The sequence below is a fragment of the Planotetraspora mira genome, assembly GCF_016863275.1.
GTDB classification, from domain to species: Bacteria; Actinomycetota; Actinomycetes; order Streptosporangiales; family Streptosporangiaceae; genus Planotetraspora; species Planotetraspora mira.
Map to the genome: position 1 here is coordinate 269,401 of NZ_BOOO01000013.1, position 18,814 is coordinate 288,214.

General features: G+C 70.8%; 14 protein-coding genes. 5 read left to right on the forward strand and 9 right to left on the reverse strand.

Going from position 1 to position 18,814, the window contains the following annotated elements; genetic code table 11:
* Positions 1-216: 216 nt before the first annotated feature.
* Positions 217-2,187, forward strand: a complete 1,971-nt coding sequence (locus tag Pmi06nite_RS12425; RefSeq protein WP_203953075.1) for a S41 family peptidase — start codon at positions 217-219, stop codon at positions 2,185-2,187.
* Positions 2,188-2,343: 156 nt separating this feature from the next.
* On the opposite strand, the gene Pmi06nite_RS42570 is transcribed toward Pmi06nite_RS12425, so the two are convergent.
* Entirely contained in the window at positions 2,344-3,054 is a 711-nt protein-coding gene (locus Pmi06nite_RS42570; RefSeq protein ID WP_203953076.1) for a phage tail protein, read from the reverse strand.
* 127 nt (positions 3,055-3,181) lie between these two features.
* On the reverse strand, positions 3,182-3,610 hold the full coding sequence (locus tag Pmi06nite_RS12435) for a pyridoxamine 5'-phosphate oxidase family protein (RefSeq protein WP_203953077.1): 429 nt from the start codon (positions 3,608-3,610) through the stop codon (positions 3,182-3,184).
* A 440-nt stretch (positions 3,611-4,050) separates the two neighbouring features.
* On the opposite strand from Pmi06nite_RS12435, the gene Pmi06nite_RS12440 reads away from it, so the two are divergent.
* The gene (locus tag Pmi06nite_RS12440) at positions 4,051-5,976 is read left to right on the forward strand and encodes a LamG-like jellyroll fold domain-containing protein (RefSeq protein WP_203953078.1); all 1,926 of its coding nucleotides are present in this window, start codon (positions 4,051-4,053) and stop codon (positions 5,974-5,976) included.
* A gap of 46 nt (positions 5,977-6,022) precedes the next feature.
* Here the strand turns inward: Pmi06nite_RS12440 and Pmi06nite_RS12445 are convergent, their stop codons facing one another.
* The 6 genes from Pmi06nite_RS12445 to egtA form a co-directional block, all read right to left on the reverse strand.
* Entirely contained in the window at positions 6,023-7,069 is a 1,047-nt protein-coding gene (locus Pmi06nite_RS12445; protein WP_203953079.1) for a serine hydrolase, read from the reverse strand.
* A 361-nt stretch (positions 7,070-7,430) separates the two neighbouring features.
* The gene (locus Pmi06nite_RS12450) at positions 7,431-9,767 is read right to left on the reverse strand and encodes an N-acetylmuramoyl-L-alanine amidase (protein WP_203953080.1); all 2,337 of its coding nucleotides are present in this window, start codon (positions 9,765-9,767) and stop codon (positions 7,431-7,433) included.
* Between the two features lie 315 nt (positions 9,768-10,082).
* A complete protein-coding gene (egtD, locus tag Pmi06nite_RS12455) occupies positions 10,083-11,054 on the reverse strand; it encodes an L-histidine N(alpha)-methyltransferase (protein ID WP_203953081.1) in 972 nt (323 codons plus the stop codon).
* Positions 11,051-11,809 carry an ergothioneine biosynthesis protein EgtC gene (egtC, locus tag Pmi06nite_RS12460; RefSeq protein WP_203953082.1) on the reverse strand — a complete coding sequence of 253 codons (759 nt, stop codon included), beginning with the start codon at positions 11,807-11,809 and terminating at the stop codon, positions 11,051-11,053. The genes egtD and egtC overlap by 4 nt, the downstream gene beginning before the upstream one ends.
* Positions 11,809-13,119: an ergothioneine biosynthesis protein EgtB gene (gene egtB, locus Pmi06nite_RS12465; RefSeq protein WP_203953083.1), complete on the reverse strand. Its 1,311-nt coding sequence runs from the start codon at positions 13,117-13,119 to the stop codon at positions 11,809-11,811. Before egtB ends, egtC begins: the two co-directional genes overlap by 1 nt.
* Positions 13,116-14,378: an ergothioneine biosynthesis glutamate--cysteine ligase EgtA gene (gene egtA / locus Pmi06nite_RS12470; protein WP_239113852.1), complete on the reverse strand. Its 1,263-nt coding sequence runs from the start codon at positions 14,376-14,378 to the stop codon at positions 13,116-13,118. The genes egtB and egtA overlap by 4 nt, the downstream gene beginning before the upstream one ends.
* 151 nt (positions 14,379-14,529) lie before the next feature.
* Here egtA and Pmi06nite_RS12475 point away from each other — a divergent pair, with 151 nt between their 5' ends.
* Positions 14,530-15,216: an RNA polymerase sigma factor gene (locus tag Pmi06nite_RS12475; RefSeq protein ID WP_203953084.1), complete on the forward strand. Its 687-nt coding sequence runs from the start codon at positions 14,530-14,532 to the stop codon at positions 15,214-15,216.
* Positions 15,213-15,452 carry an anti-sigma factor family protein gene (locus tag Pmi06nite_RS12480; protein ID WP_203953085.1) on the forward strand — a complete coding sequence of 80 codons (240 nt, stop codon included), beginning with the start codon at positions 15,213-15,215 and terminating at the stop codon, positions 15,450-15,452. Before Pmi06nite_RS12475 ends, Pmi06nite_RS12480 begins: the two co-directional genes overlap by 4 nt.
* 18 nt (positions 15,453-15,470) lie before the next feature.
* Here Pmi06nite_RS12480 and Pmi06nite_RS12485 read toward each other — a convergent pair whose 3' ends face one another.
* Positions 15,471-17,153 carry an alkaline phosphatase D family protein gene (locus Pmi06nite_RS12485; RefSeq protein ID WP_203953086.1) on the reverse strand — a complete coding sequence of 561 codons (1,683 nt, stop codon included), beginning with the start codon at positions 17,151-17,153 and terminating at the stop codon, positions 15,471-15,473.
* Between the two features lie 207 nt (positions 17,154-17,360).
* Here Pmi06nite_RS12485 and Pmi06nite_RS12490 point away from each other — a divergent pair, with 207 nt between their 5' ends.
* On the forward strand, positions 17,361-18,764 hold the full coding sequence (locus tag Pmi06nite_RS12490) for an FAD-dependent oxidoreductase (protein ID WP_203953087.1): 1,404 nt from the start codon (positions 17,361-17,363) through the stop codon (positions 18,762-18,764).
* The last annotated feature ends 50 nt before the right edge of the window (positions 18,765-18,814 follow it).

Here is an 18,814-nt window from a genome sequence, read left to right on the forward strand (position 1 = left end):
CCCCGAGATCGACACGAGATCGACCCTCCATACCCCTGCTTATGTCGTACAAACAGCATGAAAGGTGATATATCGCACCTCTGGCATTAAAGGGCGCGGCGCGGAAGGTGAGTAGGGGCGTACTCAGGACGGTCATGGCGACGTCGGCTTAGCCTCCCTCCATGAGGTGGTGATCCCACCGGGATGACCCTCGTGAGAGACCTCAAAGGGGGGCCCATGCCAGAGATTCCCGTTCTCGGCCTGGCGGACGACCACGCACTCGGCGACGTGCACGAGATGCCGCGGATGCGCGAGATCGTCCAGTCCAGCCCGCTCACCCCGGCCGACCGGGCGGTGCTGGTCGACCAGGCGGCCGTCGTCATCGACGGGCTCTACGCGCACCTGCTGCACAAGCGCGCGATGTACGCGATCGATCCCAGCCAGCGGCTGCGCCTGCTGCGCGCCAAGCTGCCCACGCTGTCCGACGCCGAGTTCCACGTCGAGCTCGTCAAGATCTTCAATCAGCTCCGCGACGGGCACACCGAGTACGTCCTTCCGGAGGCGTACCAGGGCCCGGTCGCATTCCTCGGCATCCGGGTCGAGCGGTGCTGGGACGGGGACGCATCCCGCTACCTCGTCACGAGCCGCTACGACAAGCTGACGGGCGACCCGCAACTCGTTCCCGGGGTGGAGGTCACCCACTGGAACGGCATGCCCATGGAGCTGGCCGTGGCCAGGAACGCCGAGCGCGAGTTCGGCGGCAACCCCGCGGCCCGGCTCGCCCGGGGACTGCAGGCCATGGCGATCCGCCCGTTCGTCACCTCGGCGCTGCTCGAGGAGGACTGGGCCGACATCAGGTACCGGACGCAGGCCGGCGTGACGCGTGACGTCCGCATCCCCTGGCGGGTCTTCGACTCCATCGGGGACCTCCGCGAGTTCCTCGGCCTCCGCCCGACCGTGGCGGGGGCGGTGCCGACCGCGGTCGGCTACGACCTGCGCACGAGCCTCGCGCAGCGGTTGCGCAAGCGGCTGTTCACCGCGTCGGGCGAGGAGCCCGGTGCCGGCGGGGCGGCGATGGGCGGCGATATCGCCACCACCCGGCCCGAGCTGAAGGCCAGGATCATCCGCACCGGGGACGGCCGCGAGTACGGCCATCTGCGGATCTTCTCCTTCCACCTCGAGGACCTGAACGCCGACGGAGACTTCGTCGACGACATCATCGGCTTCCTCAACGAGGTGGCGAGGGTCCTGACCCTGATGCCGGAGAACGGGCTCATCGTCGACGTCCGCGACAACGGCGGCGGCTTCGTCGTCGCGGCCGAATACCTGCTGCAGATGCTCACCCCCAACCGGATCGCCCCGGGACTGGCCCAGTTCGTCTGCACTCCGACCACCGCCGCATTCACCCAGGCCCGGGACGAGATGGCGGACTGGCGCGCGTCGATCGCCGATTCGGTGCAGACCGGCGCGCAGTACTCCAGTGGTGTGCCGCTGGACGCGGCCGACTTCATCAACACGGCGGGGCAGCTTTACCACGGGCCGGTCGTGCTCGTCACCGACGCCCTCTGCTACAGCGCCACCGACACGTTCGCCGCAGGCTTCCAGGACAACCGCGTCGGCCCGGTGCTCGGGGTGGACGAGGCGACCGGCGCGGGCGGCGCGGAGGTCCGCACCCACTCCGCCATCCTGCAGGACTGGCCGGAAGGCCCGCTCCGTCCGCTCCCCGGCGGAGCCGACTTCCGGCTCTCCATCCGCCGTACGCTCCGGGTCGGCGCCCACGAGGGCCAGGTCATCGAGGACTTCGGTGTCGTTCCCGACCACCTGTACCGACTGACCAGGCGTGACGTCCTCGAAGGCAACCTGGACCTGATGGACAGGGCCGTCGCGCTCCTGCGTGAAGGCAGGCCGCGCACCCTGGAGGTCGAGGACGTCGCCGTCGACGGCGCCCAGATCACGCTCACCCTGTCCACCCGCGCGCTCACCGGCGTCGACGCCTACGCCAACGACCGGCCGGTCGCGGTCGTCGCCGTCGCGGACGGGACGAACTCGATCTCCTTCGCCGTGCCCGAGGCGGAGCAGGTGACCGTCCGGCTGCTCGGTTTCGACGGAACCGTGCTGTCCGCCGCGAGGAACCTGCTCTTCCGGGCGGCGGACGGCGCGGACGAGGGAGGTAAGACCTCGTTCGTCCGCGAGCGGATCGCTCTCTAGTGGCCCGTCACGCAACCTTCGCCGGGCAACTGGTCGAGCTTCTGATGGGTGAGCTCACGGCGGTCGGCGAGTCAGGACCACCTCCAACGAGGCAGCCCGGCCTGACGAGTCCACCGTCGGAGATCGATCAGCCGTCCGAGGTTCGGTCGCGGGCCACTAGCTGTCGCGTCCGGGGAAGACGCCTTGCGTGCAGATCACGTAGGTCAGCCCGTTCGGGGCGGCACTGCGCAGGTCGGGCAGCTTGAACGTGGTCCGTCCGTCGCCTCCGTAGGAGGTGCCGAGCAACGCGAACAGCGCCTGGTTCTGGTTGATCGCCAACGTCTGTCCGGCGGCCGGGGTGCCTCCGGCGACGCTGCCGGCCACCAGCCACACGGACCCCATGGTGCACTCCGTTCCCCTGCCGGCCGTGGCGAGGCTGGTTCCGGTACCGAAACGCGGATCCGGAACGGAGTCGCCCTTGGGGCCCGCCGGGCCCGCCGGGCCCGTCGGGCCCGTCGGACCGGTCGCCCCCCGCGGACCTGTGGCACCCTTGGGGCCTTGAGGACCGGTCGCGCCGGTTTTACCCGCCGGGCCCTGGGCACCCGCTTTGCCTGTCGCGCCGGTCTTCCCCGTGGGGCCCTGGGGTCCCTTCACATTCCAGGAGAGCCGCGACTCGGTTGTCTTGCACTTGGTCGTCGAGGGAACGATCCGGGCGGCTCGGGTGGTCTTGCCGACGCAGGCGTAGATCGTGCTCGGTGCAGAAGATGCACTCACCAGGGCGATTCCGCCCGACGTGGCGAGACCGCCCGCTGCGGCGGCCACGGCCAGGATGGCCGCCAATCTCAGCCCGCGTCCCGCCGGACGGCGCCACCGTTCGTTATGTGCCATATGAGACCTCCTGGGTCCACGACCGTCATCTGCCGACGGTCGACGGTCGGGAGGGTCTCTGGGTTGGCGCATCCGACATCACGCTTCGGCACCGAAATACGGTGAGCGCCGGCGCGGTGACGAGCCACTAGCTCTGGTCCTCCGACAGCCACACCTCCGGGCGCATGCGAATTCTGATCATCCGGTCCGTCGCCTCCTCCGTGGAGGCGACGTAACGGTCGGCGCCCTCCTCACCGAGATGGCGCCGGGCGAAGTCGCGCCGCTCGTCCCGGGTCACGGACTCGTCGATCACGGTCACCGGCCCCTCCACCGAGACGTACCGGTAGGGCACCTCGGTGGACTGGACGCAGAGACTGAACCGGCCCGCCTGCCTGATCAACCGTGCCTTACGGCTGTCGCGTGCGGTGATCAGGACGATGTCGCCCCCGGGCGCGTAGTCGTACCAGATCGGCACGGTGAGCGGGCCGCGGTCGTCCCCGTCCACGACGCTCACCACCGCGACCCGCACCTCCGCGAGGAACGCCTCGCGCTCCCGGCCGCTCATCGCTCTCGACATCGTCAGCCCTCTTCCGCCGAAGACCGTCCGGTACGGCTCGCCGACATGAAGTCTCCCGCCGGAACAGGACCGGAGAGCCCCGGTGTCGAACCCTGTGTGACAAGCATCACAATCACCCTCGGCGCTCTCGCCCGACATGTCCACGTGTGCGTCTCAAGCCGTGAGAACAGTCATGCGTCCACGCAGGTGGTTCAGCGGTTCTCCCGGATTTCGGGCCATCCCTATCGGATCTCGCTGTCGAGGCGTTACATGGTGTCCGGAGGTTTACCGACTGTCAGCTTTCACGGTTTCGGCCATCTTCTTACGATCAGAGCGCTTTGGACCGATCTTTCCGTGAGGTTGAGATGAGATTCCTGTGGCCGGGAAAAACCGGCCGAAACCGCAGTCGTGAGCGCTCTCGACTGTGGAGTGCATCCGCCGCGTTCGCCCTGGCGGCGTCGTTGCTGGCGATTCCGCTCCCCGCGGCCGCCGCGGACGTGCCCCTGGCGCCGACCAACCTGATGTCGCACGGCAAGCCGTGCGTCACCGGGGACTCGCGACCGTCCGTGCTGACGGCCACGCCGGTTCTCGCGGCGAGGCAGCAGCACCCGACCCCCGGCAAGCAGTCGCTGACCACGTTCTTCTACTGGTGGCCCCTCGGCGGAACCCGCAACGAGACCGACGTGTTGTCCCAGGCGTCCGGCAACCCGTCGAACGTCTCGCAGGCCATCCCCGCGGGCAGGCTCACCGACGGCTCGTCGTACGTGTGGCAGGCGCGGACCTTCGACGGCACCGCCTTCGGGCCGTGGTCGGTCAAGTGCCAGTTCACGGTCGACCTCACACCGCCGCCTGCGCCGGCCGGCGTCACCTCGAGCGACTATCCCGCGGACGGCATCCATGGCGGCGTGGGCGTCCCCGGCGTCTTCGAGGTCACCGCTCCGGCCGAGGGCGGCGACGACATCGAGGGTTACGAATACAGCTTCGACTCCGGAACCCTCGGTGGCACATTCGTCGCCGCTCGCGCGCACGACCACGGCGCCACGATCACGGTCGCCCCGCCGCACGACGGTTCCAACAGGCTGACCGTGTGGTCCAAGGACCGGGCCGGCCGGTTCTCCACGCCGTTCACCTACTCCTTCAGCGTTCGGACACCGGCGGGCCCCGCGGCCGAGTGGACGTTCGACGAGACCGGCGACGCCGGCGACCTCACCGGGCACGGCAATACGGCCGTCCTCTCCGGCGGCGCCACCCACACCGACGGAAGGGGCGGCGTGGGCGCCGCCCTCTCACTGGACGGTGTCTCCGCCTTCGCCGCCACGAACGGCCCGGTGCGCGCGCCGAACCCGGACACCGGCACGATGACCAAGGTGCGCACCGACCACACCTTCACGGTCACCGCGCGCGTGAAGCCGTCCGCGATCGGGGGCGGCGAGGTGGCCGCGGTGTCCGTGGACGGCGCCGTCACCTCCGCGTACGTGCTGGGCCAGTCCGGCGACCGATGGACCTTCCGGATGGCGGGCTCCGACACGGACGCCCCCGTCTCGGCCGTCGTGTCCTCCGACGCCGCCGCGACGGCGGGGAAGTGGACGCACCTCGCGGGCGTCTACGACTCGTTCACCCATGAGCTGCGGCTCTACGTTAACGGCGTCAGGCAGTCGACCACCGCCACCCTCGAGGGCGGTTTCCGCGCCACCGGCCCGACGGCCATCGGGCGCGCCAAGGCCGCCGGAGTCGCGACCGGTTTCCTCGGCGGGGCCGTGGACGACGTCCGCGTGTACGACTACGCCGAGTCCGACTCCCACCTGGCGGCCTTCGCCGTGCCTCTCCAGCCGGGCGTCTCGTTCCCCGACGGGAACACCGTGACACAGGGAGAGAAACTGACCGTGCGGTTCGACGCGCGCGGCGACACGAACGTGGTCAGGTTCGACTACGACGACAACGGCTCGAACCGAAGCGTCCAGGCGACCGGAGGCTCGGCCACGGTCACGATCGACGCGCGCTGGGCGGGCACCGACTTCGTCAGCGTCGTCGCCGTGGACGAAGTGGGCCACAGGTCCCCGGAGGCCAGGGGCTGGTTCACGGTAGAAGGCGTGCCCAGCATCTCCGGCACAGTGGTGAACTACCCATGGTGGTCTCCGGTGGAGGGGGCCACCGTCACCCTGGAACCGGGCGGGATGTCGATGGTCACCGGCCCGGACGGCACCTACCGGTTCGACGGCTTTCCTGCGGGCCACTACACGCTGACCGCCACGAAGGATGGCTCATGCCCCCTGTCGTCCGGGGTCGTGAACAGAGACATCTCCGAGCAGCAACTGGGGGAGGACCTGATCCTGTTCGGTCCCATCGGCGACGACGGATGGCCCATCTGCGAGCCTGAGCAGGAGTAGGAGACCGTGAGATCGGCGCGGCGGCACGACATGTGCGCCGCGCCGGTCACGCGTTCTTCGGCGTGGACGACGTGGTGGACGTGGTGGACGTGGAGATCGCCTTGGAGAGCGCCTTGCGGACCATCTCGGCGACGTGCTCGACGGTGGCGATGCCGTCTCCCATCGAGCGGGTGCGGCTCGACAGCACGGCGATCAGGTAGTCATGGTCGTCGCCCTGGACCCGGCCGATGCTGTTGATGGTCCACAGGTCCCCGTCGATCTTGCGGGGCAGCCAGCCGTTCTTGAGCGCCGTCGTGTCCTTCCGGCCCGCGGCGGCGCTGACCCCCCAGTCCTGCGACGAGACGACGTCGCCCATCAGGCCCAGGGCGTATCGGCGGTTCTTGGCGGTGAGCGGACTCTTCTTGGACGTCAGGGACTTCAGCAGGCGGATCTGGTCGGCCACGTCGGTCAGGGTGGCGCCCCAGTAGCCTGCCGGACCCACCGTCGTGTGGCGCAGCTTGAGCTTCTTGTTGGCGGCCGCAACGCCGTATGAGCCGCCGACCCGGTACCACAACGCGTCGGCGGCGTTGTTGTCGCTTTCAGTGATCATGCGGGTGGCCAGGGCGCGCTCGTCGCGGCTGAGCCCGCGCTTCTCCCGCTGGGCGCGCAGGAGGAGCGTCACAAGGATGTCGACCTTGACGATGCTCGCGGTGGCGTGCCGCATGTCGGCGTTGTAGCCGTAGGACAGGCCCGTGGACAGGTCCTGGATCTGTACGGAGAGCTGGCCGGACCGGCCTTTCAGGTACGACCCGACGCGGCGGGTGAGGTCCTTGCGGGCCGACTTCGAGAAGACCGGCTTGGGAGTGGGGGTCGGCGTCGGACTAGGCGTGGGAGTCGGTGTCGGCGTCGGCGGCGGCACGGGGACGACGGCCTTGATCGTCGCAGAAGGGGAGGCCACGTGTGCCGCTCCGGAGCGCGCGGTGGTGGACCACGAGACGCCTCCGATCAGGGCCGTGACCGCCAGAACCGCCACTCCGGCACGGAGGACGCCCTGGTGCTTGGGCACAGGCCGCAGAGCGGCTCCGGGGGCGTCGCGGGGCCGCCTGAACGTCATGCCAGACAGGTTTATGCACGCATATTGGCCCAACCTTGGCCAAAGCTACAAATTTCCTGATCCAAATCACTCTGGTCCATGTGAAACCCCGGACACCCCCCGCCCCACCCCCACCCCCCCTCCGCGTGATCATGCACAAGTTCGGCGACACGCGTCCGACCTGGTCCTCAGCCACGCGTGATCATGCACGGATTCGGGCGCGCACCCTTTGACGTGCGCGAATCGCAAGCGTGATCATGCACGGTCAGGCGTGCCGAAAGGGCTCCGCACAGACGACAGAGGCTCCGTACAGACATCTGTACGGAGCCTCTGTGTGGCCTGAGCCATGTGGCGAGCGGGGCGATCGCCCCGCTCGCCCGGCCTACTTGACGTAGGCGATGCCGTCCGTGGCGACGGTGGGCCGCGTGGCGGTGCCCGCCACCACGATCTTGATGGTGTGCTTGGCGCTCGTGGTCCAGGACTTCGTCCAGATGATGTTCCGGTAGCTCGTCCCGGAGGCCTTGGTGTCGACCGTGGCGGTCTTGACGCCGTCCACGTAGACGTCGAAGGCGCCGGTGTTCGTCGCGCGCTTGACGATCAGGCCGACCGAGCGGCCGGTGAAGGTGTAGGTGGCGCTGGCGGTCTTCGCGGTGCTGTAGAGGATGCTGCCGCCGAGATAGGACGTGGAGGTCGTCGTCTTCCACGTTCCGACGCGCTTGGCGTTGGACTCGTAGAGGAGGGCGGCGGACTGGGTCACCGACGAGGTCTTCGTGTTCCCCGCCGCGTCGGACGCGCTCACCGACCACACGTTCCAGGCCAGGTTCTTCGACGTCGATGCCCACGAGGTCGCGGTCGCCGCCAGCGTGACCTTGGACGGCGAGGCGATCTTCATGGACTGCACCGACACGTTGTCCGTGGCCTTCCAGCGCAGGCCGACGGGGATCGTGCCTGTCGCGCCGACCGTGCCGGAGCTGATGCCGAGAGACGCCTGCGTGCTGAAAGTCGGGGCCGTCTTGTCCGTCACCACCGTGTAGGTCGGCGACGTCGCTGTCGTCCCGTTGATGTTGACGGCGCGCAACTGCACCTTGTGGGAGCCGGTCGCGAGGGTGACGCCGGCCGAGGTCGCCAGGTTGTAGGGCGTGGAGACGATGTTTCCGTCCACGAGGACCTCATACTTCGACAGCGCGGCCTGCTTGGCGGCCCAGGTGAGCGAGATCGTCCCCTTGGTGTAGTAGGTCGATCCCACCTTCGTGGCGCCCGTGATGCCGCTGAGGGCGATCGACGTGACCGGGGTCGTCCAGGTCTTGGCCGTCGTCCTGATGCCGGGGAGCGCCGCGTAGAGCTTCGTGCCTGGGCACGCCGTGGCGTAGCCGTCCCGGTGACCGGAGATCGTGTTGAAGGTGTAGGTACCCGGCTTGTACTTCCCGTTGTCGGCGGTGATCGTCATTGGGGTCGTGCCGGTCGGGTTACCGCCGGCCAGGCCGAGCTTCCACGCGGCGACCTTGGCGATCGCATCGAGGGCGGCCTTCGTCGGGGCGGGGTCGCTCGCCTTGTCGAAGCTGCCCAGCAGGGCGATTCCGGTGCTGGAGGTGTTGAAGCCCAGCGTGTGTGCGCCGATCACGGGCCTGTCGACCCCGCCCGCGCGACCCTCGAAGATCGTGCCGCACTTGTCGACCAGGAAGTTGTAGCCGATGTCGTTCCACCCGTTCGTCTCGACGTGGTACAGCATGATCCCCCTGATGATCGAGGGGGACTCGGAACAGCTGTAGGTGTTGACGCCGTCGGTGTGGTGGACGAAGACCGCCTTGACCGTGGGCGCGTACTCGGGCGGATCGGTGACGAGCTTCTCGTCGGCGCCCCACGACGCTCGGGTCTTGATGGTCGGGCGGGGCGCGGTGCTCGCCGGGGCGGCCGCGAGCGCCTTCGCCGTCGGAGCCTCCGTCGGAGTCGCCTTCGGGGTCGCCGTCGCCTTCGGGGTGGCGCTCGGGGTCGTCTTCGGGGTGGAGCTCGGCGACGGCGAAGCGGGGGGCGTGGGCGTCGGGGTCGAGACCGGCGTCGTGGCCGGCTCCACGGGCGCGACGTCCCCGGCCGAGGGGCTCGGCTCGGACGCGGGCTCGGACGGCGCGTCGGGTTCCGTGGTGCTGACGGCTCCCGCGAGCGTCACGTCGCCCAACTGCCCGCCCGCGGCCCGGACCCCGGTCTTCCGCTTGCCGTTCCCCGGGTCGACGAGTTCGACGCGGAGTCCGCGGGGCAGGGTGGCGCCCTTGCCCGTCACGCGGACCTCCACACCGTTGGAGGGCCCCACCCACAGGGGCGCGGTGGCGCCGCGAGTCTGTCGATCGGTCGTGCTGCCCACGTCGGGCAGATCGTCGCTCTCGGCCTCGACCGGACGCCACGACGACCAGGTCCCGGAGGCGGTGCCGCGGGTGCGCACCTCCACCGCGCCGTCGATGGCCTCGCGGGCGTTGTCCCAGCTCACGCCCAGCAGGCTGAACGGCTTGGTGGTCGCGGCCGGCAGGCCCTTGACCACCTGCTTGCCTGATCCGCCCGATTGGCCGGAGGGCACGTCGCGCAGCGCGAGCGTGTTCACCTGCCCCGGAGCGGGGGGCTGGGCAGCCGGCGCCGCGGTCGACGACGGCCCGCCGACCACCACGAAGGCCACGGCCGCGGCCGCCACAGGTACGACCGTGCTCAGCGCGACGATCATGCGCCTCTTCATGAATCTCCGATCATTTGGTGGATCGATCCCGTTCACCGCGCCATGCCGTCGCCGGGAGAGGCCGGGAGAGGCCGGGGGAGTCTGCGGCTGCGAGCCAGGCAGTGCCGCGCCTGGTTTATCACAGATAGACCGATCCTTCGCTTGGAAAGCGGCACCGCGCCTCACCGCTCGCAGGAGGAGGTGACACGCCGAGAGTGCGTCGGAAGGGTGGGGGTGGCGCGCCTGGGCTGGTGAGGGGCGAATCCGGACCAATTCAGAATGTTTCCTGTGTGATATAGCCCACATCGCCCCTCACGGCCGACCTCGGCGCCCCGATCAGCGCCGGAAGGAGAGCGACAGCCCGAACCTGCCCGCCCGGTCCGTCCACCAGTGGCGCAGGTCGAATCCGCTGGCGGCCAGCTCGTCCCGCACTCCCTCCGGACGGAACTTCGCCGAGATCTCGGTACGGATCTCCTCACCTTCGGCGAAGTGGGCGACCAGGTCCACGGCGGGAAGCCGTACCGACTGGCTGCGCAGGGAGCGAAGCCGCATCTCCATCCACTCGTTCCCGGCGTCCCACAACGCGTGATGGGCGAAGGCCGCCGGGTCGAAGTCGGCGCCCAGCTCCCGGTTGAGCACCCGGAGGACGTTGGCGTTGAACTCCGCCGTGACGCCGGCCGCGTCGTCGTAGGCCGCCACGAGGACGGCCGGATCCTTGACCAGGTCGGTGCCGAGCAGGAGGGCGTCGCCCGGCGACAGCGTGCCGTACAGATCGAGCAGGAACGCCGCCCGCTCGTCGGGAACGAGGTTGCCGATCGTGCTGCCGAGGAACGCCACCATCCGGCGTCCCATCCGGGGAAGCTCACTGAGGTGGGCGCCGAAATCGGCGATGACCGCGTGCACGGCGAGCTCGGGGTAGTCCGCCCGTAGCGCGTGCGCGGCGCTCATCAGCGCGCTCTCGCTCACATCCACCGGCACGTACCGGCTCAGTGTGCCCGCCGAACGCATCGCCCCGAGCAACAGCCTGGTCTTCTCCGAGGACCCCGATCCGAGCTCGACGAGCGTCTGCGCGCCGGCGGCCAAGGCGATGTCGCCGGCGTGGGCCACGAGGATCTCCCGTTCCGCCCGCGTCGGGTAGTACTCGGGCAGCCGGGTGATCTCCTCGAACAACTCGCTGCCCCGGGCGTCGTAGAACCACGCGGGCCGCAGCCGTTTGGGCTCGGAGGTCAGGCCGCCGAGCGCGTCGGCGCGCAGCGCGGCGTCGAGGTAGCCGGCGGACAGGTGGTTCTCGATGGTCAGCGTGGTCATGGTTCCTCCGTGGCCGCGGTTTCGATGGGGGTCACCGACACCTCGCCGCGGCGGGCGACGAGCAGGCTTCGGTCCGGGACGTCGACCCATCCCGCGGTGTCGTCGGACGGCTCGGAGGCCACCACGACCCCGCGGTTGTCCACTCGGTAGGTGAGGGTGTCGCCGTAGGCCGTCGCGGCGATCGACTCTCCGTCGGTGATGAGCAGGTTCAGCCGGCCGCCCGCGTGCGAGGCCACCTCACGGACCGTACGGGCGAGGGCGGCCGCCATGGTCGCCCCTCCGGCCAGCCTGTGTCTGACCAGCGCCCACACGAGCGCGGAGTCCGTGCGGGCCGGCAGGTCGAGGAGCATCGCGGCGGGCAGCAGCCCGGCCAGCCCGGCCGCCGAGCCCGGCCAGCCCGTCACGATCCCGTTGTGGCTGAACAGGTGACGCCCGTCCCGGAAGGGACAGGCGGCGGAGGCGCCGGGGGCGGTGCCCTCCGTCGCCGAACGGACGGCGGCGAGCAGCGCCCGGGTGCGGGTCACCCGCGCCACGTCGGCGAAGGACTCGTCCGCCCACATCGGGACCGCCTGACGGTACCGGGCGGGCACCGGGTCGCCCTCGGCGTACCAGCCGGCGCCGAACCCGTCGACGTTGACCGTGCCGTACCGCTGCCGCCGCGGGGCCCAGGCCTGACGGTGCAGCCCGAACGGCGGGTCGATCAACACCTCGCGCAGGGAGACGGGTTCGCCCAGGTAGGCCACATGACGGCACATCAGGCGCCCTCGCCGGGCGCCGCGTCACGCGCTGTGCGGAATCCCGAGAAGATCTGCCGACGGATCGGGTAGTCCCAGTTGCGGAACGTGCCCCGGCAGGCGACAGGGTCGGTGGCGAACGAACCGCCGCGCAGCACCTTGTACTCGTCGCCGAAGAACACCTCCGAGTACTCCCGGTAGGGGAACGCGGCGAAGCCGGGATATCCGCGGAAGTCGCTGGAGGTCCACTCCCAGACGTCCCCGATCAGCTGGCGCACGCCGTAGGCGGAGGCGCCGGCGGGGTAGGCGCCCACCGGGGCGGCCTGCAGGTGGCGCTGCCCGAGGTTGGCGTGCGCGACGCCCGGCTCCTCGTCACCCCACGGATAGCGCCGGGAGCGGCCGGTCGCGGGGTCGTGCCTGGCGGCCTTCTCCCATTCGGCCTCGGTGGGCAGCCGCCTGCCGGCCCACGAGGCGTACGCCTCGGCCTCGTACCAGCACACGTGCAGGACGGGCTCGTCCGGCGGGACCGGCTCGACGTGCCCGAACCGGCGCCGGAGCCACATGCCGTCTTCACGCCACCAGAACTTGGGACCGGTCAGCCCGGCGTCCTGACGGTGGGCCCACCCCCGGGCCGACCAGAGCTCCGGCCGGTCGTACCCGCCGGCCTGGATGAACGCCAGATAGTCGGCGTTGCTCACCGGCACGGTGTCGATCCAGTAGGCGGGCAGGTCCACCTGGTGCGCGGGCCGCTCGTTGTCCAGCGCCCAGGGCTCGGCCGACGTTCCCATGGTGAACGGCCCCGCGGGGACGAGCACCTCCTCCGGCCACCGTCCCGAGCTCGCCTCAGGCGGAGGGGCCGACAACACCGGGGTCCCGTCGCGTAACTGGTGGGTGGCCAGCATGGTCTCGTCGTGCTGCTGCTCGTGCTGCACGATCATCCCGAAGGCGAAGCCGTTCTCGACCAGCGGGCTTCCCTCGACGGGCGACCGCTCCAGCAGCCCGACCACCCGCTGTCTGACCGTCGCGATGTACCGGCGCGCCTCCTCGGGTGAGAGCAGGGGCAGCCTGGGCCGCTCGGCCCGTGGATGCTCGAACGCGTCGTACAGAGAGTCGATCTCGGGGCGCATGGGCTCCTGGCCGCCCACCGCGCGCAGCAGCCACAACTCCTCCTGGCTGCCCACGTGCGCCAGGTCCCAGACGAGGGGGGACATCAGCGCGGAGTGCTGCTTGATCAGGTCGTCCTCGTCGACGCAGCCGGTGAGCGCCAGGCTGCGCTCGCGGGCGGCGGTCAGCAGGTCGTAGGCGCGGCTGCGGATGTCTTCGCCGGTCATGTACCGGCCTCCGTTCGGATCGGGTCGCGGATCTCGGAGCGGGGGGTGTCGTCGGCCGGGCAACGGCCGCGGCTGACGTAGGTGTCGGTGAAGCGCTCGACCGCCGTGCGGACGGCGCCGGGAGCGTCCATCCGGTCCAGCGCGTCCAGGGCGGCGGTGAAACAGGCGGACGCGGCGCCGGCCAACTCGCGGTCGGCCAGTCCCTGTGCGGCGGCCTGCCGCCAGGGCCCGGGCTCGAAGGGGTCCCAGCTCTCCGTCGCGGCCAGGGCCCGGTCGGCGGCCACGGGGTCCTCGACGAGCGCGGTGGTCACGGCCAGCGGGACGAGCCAGCCGTCGTCGCCGTGCTGGGCGTCGATCATCCGCAGCTCGAGCCAACCGTGTGGCCGTACCGGCGGGAACAGGGTGGTGAGGTGGTAGTCGACGTCCTCGCGGGTGACCGGACGGGGTCCCGCGCCCGCGAGCCAGTCCCGCAGCGTCAGGCCCAGCGGCACCTGCCACGGAGCCGGGCCGCGGACGCACATCACGGGCGCGTCCAGTGCGTACCTCGCCCACGCCTGCGCCGGGTCGGAACCGGCCGGGGGCGACGTCCTGCGAGGGTCGAGCTGGGCCCACACGGCCTGCCGCGTCGACTTCCAGCCGGTCGGCCTGCCGGCGTGACAGGGCGAGTTCGCGAAGGCCCCGACCAGGACGGGCCCGATGGCGTGCGCCACCCGCCACCGGTGTTCCATCCCCGCGGGGCCGCCTCCGGGGAGCCCCGCGTCGAGGCACACCTGGACGGACGCCGTGCCGCACATCATGGTCCTGCCGTGCGGGCCCGCGCGGTCGAAGTAGCTCTCCATCGCCACGTACCGCGGGGCGTCCCGCACCCGCACCGGCGGGCGGTACGGATCGGCGCCGCCTCCGGACAGGCGCAGCCCGGCGGCGTCCATACCGGCGCGCATCCTCGCCATGTCGGCCGCCGCGGTCGCCACGGCGTCGCCCAGTGAGGGCGCCGCGGCGGAGCTGAGCTCGACCTGGCCGCCGGGTTCGCGTGAGATGCTGCCGGCCAGTTCACGCCCGTCCGGCAGCGCCGCCGTGACACGGGCCGGGTCGACCTGCGCGTACGGATCACGCTCGTCGTGGACGAACCATTCCAGCTCGACCCCGACCGTTCCGGGCGGGCCGGTCGTCAGACAGGTCGTCGCGATGTATTCGATGGCGTCGTCGGCGCTCCACCTCGCCGCGCGCGGCGGCGCCTGTTCCCCTGATCCCCGATGCACGCCCCCTTGGTCTCAGGAGGACGGCCAAGCGTTACGGACGTCGTCGACTATTTCGTCGCCGGATGTCGGTTGTTCAGATCGGCCTCCGCTCGGCCTCCGCGGCCATCCGCCTCTCGCCGAAATGTCAGGAGGGCCGGTTAGAGTGCGGGACATGCCCGAGGCCGACTTGCAGTCACCTGGCCCCGCCCTGCCGGCAGACGACGTCGTCGTGGAGGCCCTGCGCTGCGGCGACGAGGACATGTTCGCGGCGCTCCTCACGGCCTGGTCGCCGGGGATGTTGCAGGTCGCCCGCGCGTACGTCGCGGACGAGCACACGGCGGAGGACGTCGTCCAGGACGCGTGGGTGGGCGTGCTGCGCGGCATCGACAAGTTCGAGGCCCGGTCCGCCCTGCGCACCTGGGTCTACCGCATCGTCATCAACAGGGCCAAGACCCGGGGTGTCAACGACGCCCGCACGGTGCCCATGACGAGCCTCACCACGGCCAAGGAGGATTTCGACCCCGCCGTCGATCCCGGCGGTCCCCGGGGCGGCTCGCGCGGCGCCGACGATCCCCTCGCGCCGCCGCGGACGCCGGTCGCGTGGCCGTCCCCCGAGGGGGAGATCCTCGCCCTCGAGGTCCATCAGCACATCGAGCGTGCGCTCGGCTCACTGCCCGCGCGGCAGCGGGTCGTGATAACACTGCGTGACATGCAGGGGTACAGCAGCGACGAGGTCTGCGCGCTTCTTGAGATCACCGCGGCGAACCAGCGGGTGCTGCTGCACCGTGCCAGGGCGTCGCTGCGCGGCACGCTGGACCGTTACCTGACGGCCCAGTCCGGCAAGGAGCCGACGCGATGACCACGATGAACTGCGACGAGTTCGTCCGCCTGGTCACCGCCTACCTCGACGAGGATCTCGAGGCGGGGACGGAACGACGCTTCACCGGGCACATCGCCGAGTGCGGCGGCTGCGACGTCTACCTCCGGCAGATCCGCGTCACCGTCGCCGAACTCGGTCACCTGCCCGCCCACGGCCTGACCGACCAGGCACGCGAAACCCTGCTCAACGCGTTCCGCGACTGGTCGGCCAGGTAGGGCGCTTCCATCAGCGTGTCAGGGGCGCTCGGTCTCCAGTCGCGCGGTCAGGTCGGCGGTGATCTCGGTCGTCGCCCTCAGCGCGGGGTCGAGCGGGCGCAGGTAGGTCTGCTGGACGCCCGGCACCCGGTCCTCCACGACGAACGTGGCCCTGGTGTACGCCTCGGAGCCCGGTGTCTGCACGTGCGGCAGCACCTTGAAGTCGGCGGTCATGGCGTCGCGCTCGATCCTCGTCAGCACATAGCCGCGCTGGTTGTTGTAGAACTTCAGATGCGGGTTGATCGCCAGGTAGGGGTGCGTGGCCGGATCGGAGTCCGCGCCGTCGCCGCCGGTGCTGATCGAGGTGGCGACCAGTTCGGAACCCACCGACCGGCCCGTCGGGTCGTCGTAGTCGAGCTTGAGGTCGCTGGCCCAGTGGGCGTGCACGTCCCCGGTGAGCACGACGGCGTTGCGGACCTTGGCGTCCACCCACCCCTGGGTGATGCGCTGCCGGGAGGCGACGTACCCGTCCCAGGCGTCCTGACTGGTCACCTTGGCGGGACCCGCGTTGTTGTCGCGCTGTGCGAAGAAGACCTGCTGCCCGATGACGTCCCACCGGGCCTCGGACCTGCGGAAGCCGTCCAGCAGCCACGCCTCCTGCTCGGCGCCCGTGATGGAGCGGGCCGGGTCGGAGGCCTCCGGGCAGTCGTCGTAGCCGTCGCCGCAGCCCTGGTCGCTGCGGAACTGCCGGGTGTCGAGCATGTGGAAGGTGGCCAGGCGCCCCCAGCGGATCCGCCGGTAGAGCTGCATGTCGATGCCGTGCGGAATGGAGGCGCGGCGCAGCGGCATGTTCTCGTAGTAGGCGCGGAACGCGGCCTCGCGGCGGGCCAGGAAGTTCGGCTGCGGAATCGAGGGGTTCTCCGGGACCTCGTCGGCCCAGTTGTTGTCGAGTTCGTGGTCGTCCCAGACCACGAGCCACGGCGCGGCGGCGTGGGCGGCCTGCAGGTCCGGGTCGGCCTTGTACTGGGCGTGCCGCTGCCGGTACCCGGCGAGGGTCTCGGTCTCGGGGCCCTCGTGGTCGCGGACGTTGCCGCCGGGGATGGTGTAGGTGTCCCTGGTGTACTCGTACTGGTAGTCGCCCAGGTGCAGGACGAGGTCGGGGCAGTCCTCGGCCAGCCGCCGGTACGACGTGAAGTAACCGTGCTCGTACTGGGCGCACGAGACGAACGCCATGGTGAGCGGACCGCCGAACGACGACGGGCGCGGCGCGGTCCTGGCCCGGCCGGTGGGGGACAGATAGGGGCCGGTCCTGAAGCGGTACCAGTAGTCGCGGTCGGGCGAGAGGCCGTTCACCTCCACATGGACGCTGTGCCCCCACTGCGGGGTGGCCTCCGCGATGCCGGTGCGCACCACGTGACGGCAGCGCTCGTCGGAGTAGACCTGCCACATCACCGGAAACGACCACGGGGGCATGCCGCCCATGCCGTCCTCGGCGAGAGGGGCCGGGGCCAGGCGCGTCCAGATGACGAAGCCGGCATGGTCGGGGTCGCCCGAGGCGACGCCGAGGGTGAACGGGTCGGTGAGCAGGCCACGGGAGGCCAGACTCTTCGCGGTCTCCACGGCCGGGTCGGGTGCGGCGAGGGCGGGGGCGGACGGCAGGGCTGTGACCGCTCCCGCGGCCAGACCGGTGACAAGGAAGGATCGTCGATCGAGGTGCGGCACAAGTGCTCCTAGGGCGATCCGGGAGAGGGACCACCGTAGCCTGACCGTCCGGCATGACTCTTTGGTTAACTCCAACTGTCACGAATAAGGCGGAATGTGCCCCCGGAACCGCGTCCCCCGCGCCGTACGCGCCGATCCCTGGCCACCGAGAAAACCGTTCGTGGCCGCAGGGCCCGCCGTGTCACCGTGGTAGCCCGAGGAGGGAGCGTGCCGGTGGCGTCGATCGTCGTTTGCGGCGGAAGCGTGGTGGGATCGGCGGCGGCACTCATGCTGGCGCGTGACGGGCACTGCGTGACCGTGCTGGAGGCGGACCCGGGCGGGCCGCCGTCCGGCCCCGCCCGCGTGTGGACCTCCTGGGACAGAAGGGGCGTGCCGCAGTTCCGCCAGGCGCACAACCTGCTGCCGCGGTTCTGGCGCGTCCTGGAGGCCGAACTGCCGGAGGTGATCGGCCGCCTGCTGGAGTCGGGCTGCGTGTGGATGGACGCGCTGACACCCATGCCACCGGGGATCACCGACCGGGCGCCGCGTCCCGGCGACGACCGCTTCCGGTACATGGCCGGGCGACGCCCGGTCATCGAGGCCGCGTTCTCCGCCGCCGCGCAGGAGGAGCCCGGTGTGACCGTGCGCCGCGGCGTCCGGGTCGCGGGCCTCCTCGTGGGCGCCGGCCCGTCGCAGGGCACGCCCCACGTGGCCGGAGTGCGGACGGCGGACGGGGAGGAGATACGGGCCGACCTCGTGGTGGACGCCATGGGCCGGCGCACGCCGTCCTCGGACTGGCTGGAGGGCATCGGCGCACGCAGGCCGTGGACGGAGGGCGAGGTAGGCGGCTTCGTCTACCACACCCGCTACTTCAGCGGGCCTGACCTGCCGATCCGCAGGGGCGCGCCGTTCACCCCGATGGGCACGTTCTCGTTGCTGACCATTCCCGGCGACAACGGCACGTGGTCGGTGACGGTCGTCTCCTCGCGGAAGGACGCGCCGTTCAGGGCGCTGCGCGACCCCGGCACCTTCACACGTCTCGTGCGCGCCTGTCCCGCGCACGCCCAGTGGGTCGCGGGAACGCCCATCACCGAGGTCCTGACCATGGCGGGGATCCTCGACCGACGCCGCCGGTTCGTCGTCGGCGGCCGCCCCGTGACCACCGGGTTCGCCGCTGTCGGTGACGCGGTGGCCTGCACCGACCCCACGGCCGGCAGGGGGCTGAGCCTGGGGCTCGTCAACGCGCGACTCCTACGGGACGCCGTCCGCAAGCATGTGGACGACCCGGCGACGTTCCCCGAGGCTCTGGACGAGGCGACCGAGCAGTCGCTCACGCCGTACTACCGGGACCAGGTCTCCACCGACCAGGCGCGGATCGCCGAGATGGACGCGCTACGCCAAGGTGTGGAGCCGCGGTCCCCGGACACCGCCATGGCCCGGTTCGAGGCGGCCGCCTTCTCCGACCCCGACGTCTTCCGCGCCCTCCTGGAGACGGCGACGTGCCTGGCGTCGCCCGCGGACGTCCTCGCGCGCCCGGAGCTTCAGGCCAGGCTGGACCAGGTGGGCCCGGTGGAGGCTCCCCGGATCCCCGACCCCGATCGCGAGCGCCTGCTCAGGCTGCTCGCGGAATGACCGCGGACTCCTGGCCGGCATCGCCTCAGGCATGGCATACGTGTCCCCGA

Bases quoted from the DNA above. Each gene is read 5' to 3' on its own strand.
- Pmi06nite_RS12450 (WP_203953080.1), bottom strand. From the start codon at position 9,767: ATGAAGAGGCGCATGATCGTCGCGCTGAGCACGGTCGTACCTGTGGCG.
- Pmi06nite_RS12425 (WP_203953075.1), top strand. From the start codon at position 217: ATGCCAGAGATTCCCGTTCTCGGCCTGGCGGACGACCACGCACTCGGC.
- Pmi06nite_RS42570 (WP_203953076.1), bottom strand. From the start codon at position 3,054: ATGGCACATAACGAACGGTGGCGCCGTCCGGCGGGACGCGGGCTGAGA.
- Pmi06nite_RS12435 (WP_203953077.1), bottom strand. From the start codon at position 3,610: ATGTCGAGAGCGATGAGCGGCCGGGAGCGCGAGGCGTTCCTCGCGGAG.
- Pmi06nite_RS12445 (WP_203953079.1), bottom strand. From the start codon at position 7,069: ATGACGTTCAGGCGGCCCCGCGACGCCCCCGGAGCCGCTCTGCGGCCT.
- egtC (WP_203953082.1), bottom strand. From the start codon at position 11,809: ATGTGCCGTCATGTGGCCTACCTGGGCGAACCCGTCTCCCTGCGCGAG.
- Pmi06nite_RS12475 (WP_203953084.1), top strand. From the start codon at position 14,530: ATGCCCGAGGCCGACTTGCAGTCACCTGGCCCCGCCCTGCCGGCAGAC.
- Pmi06nite_RS12480 (WP_203953085.1), top strand. From the start codon at position 15,213: ATGACCACGATGAACTGCGACGAGTTCGTCCGCCTGGTCACCGCCTAC.
- egtB (WP_203953083.1), bottom strand. From the start codon at position 13,119: ATGACCGGCGAAGACATCCGCAGCCGCGCCTACGACCTGCTGACCGCC.
- egtD (WP_203953081.1), bottom strand. From the start codon at position 11,054: ATGACCACGCTGACCATCGAGAACCACCTGTCCGCCGGCTACCTCGAC.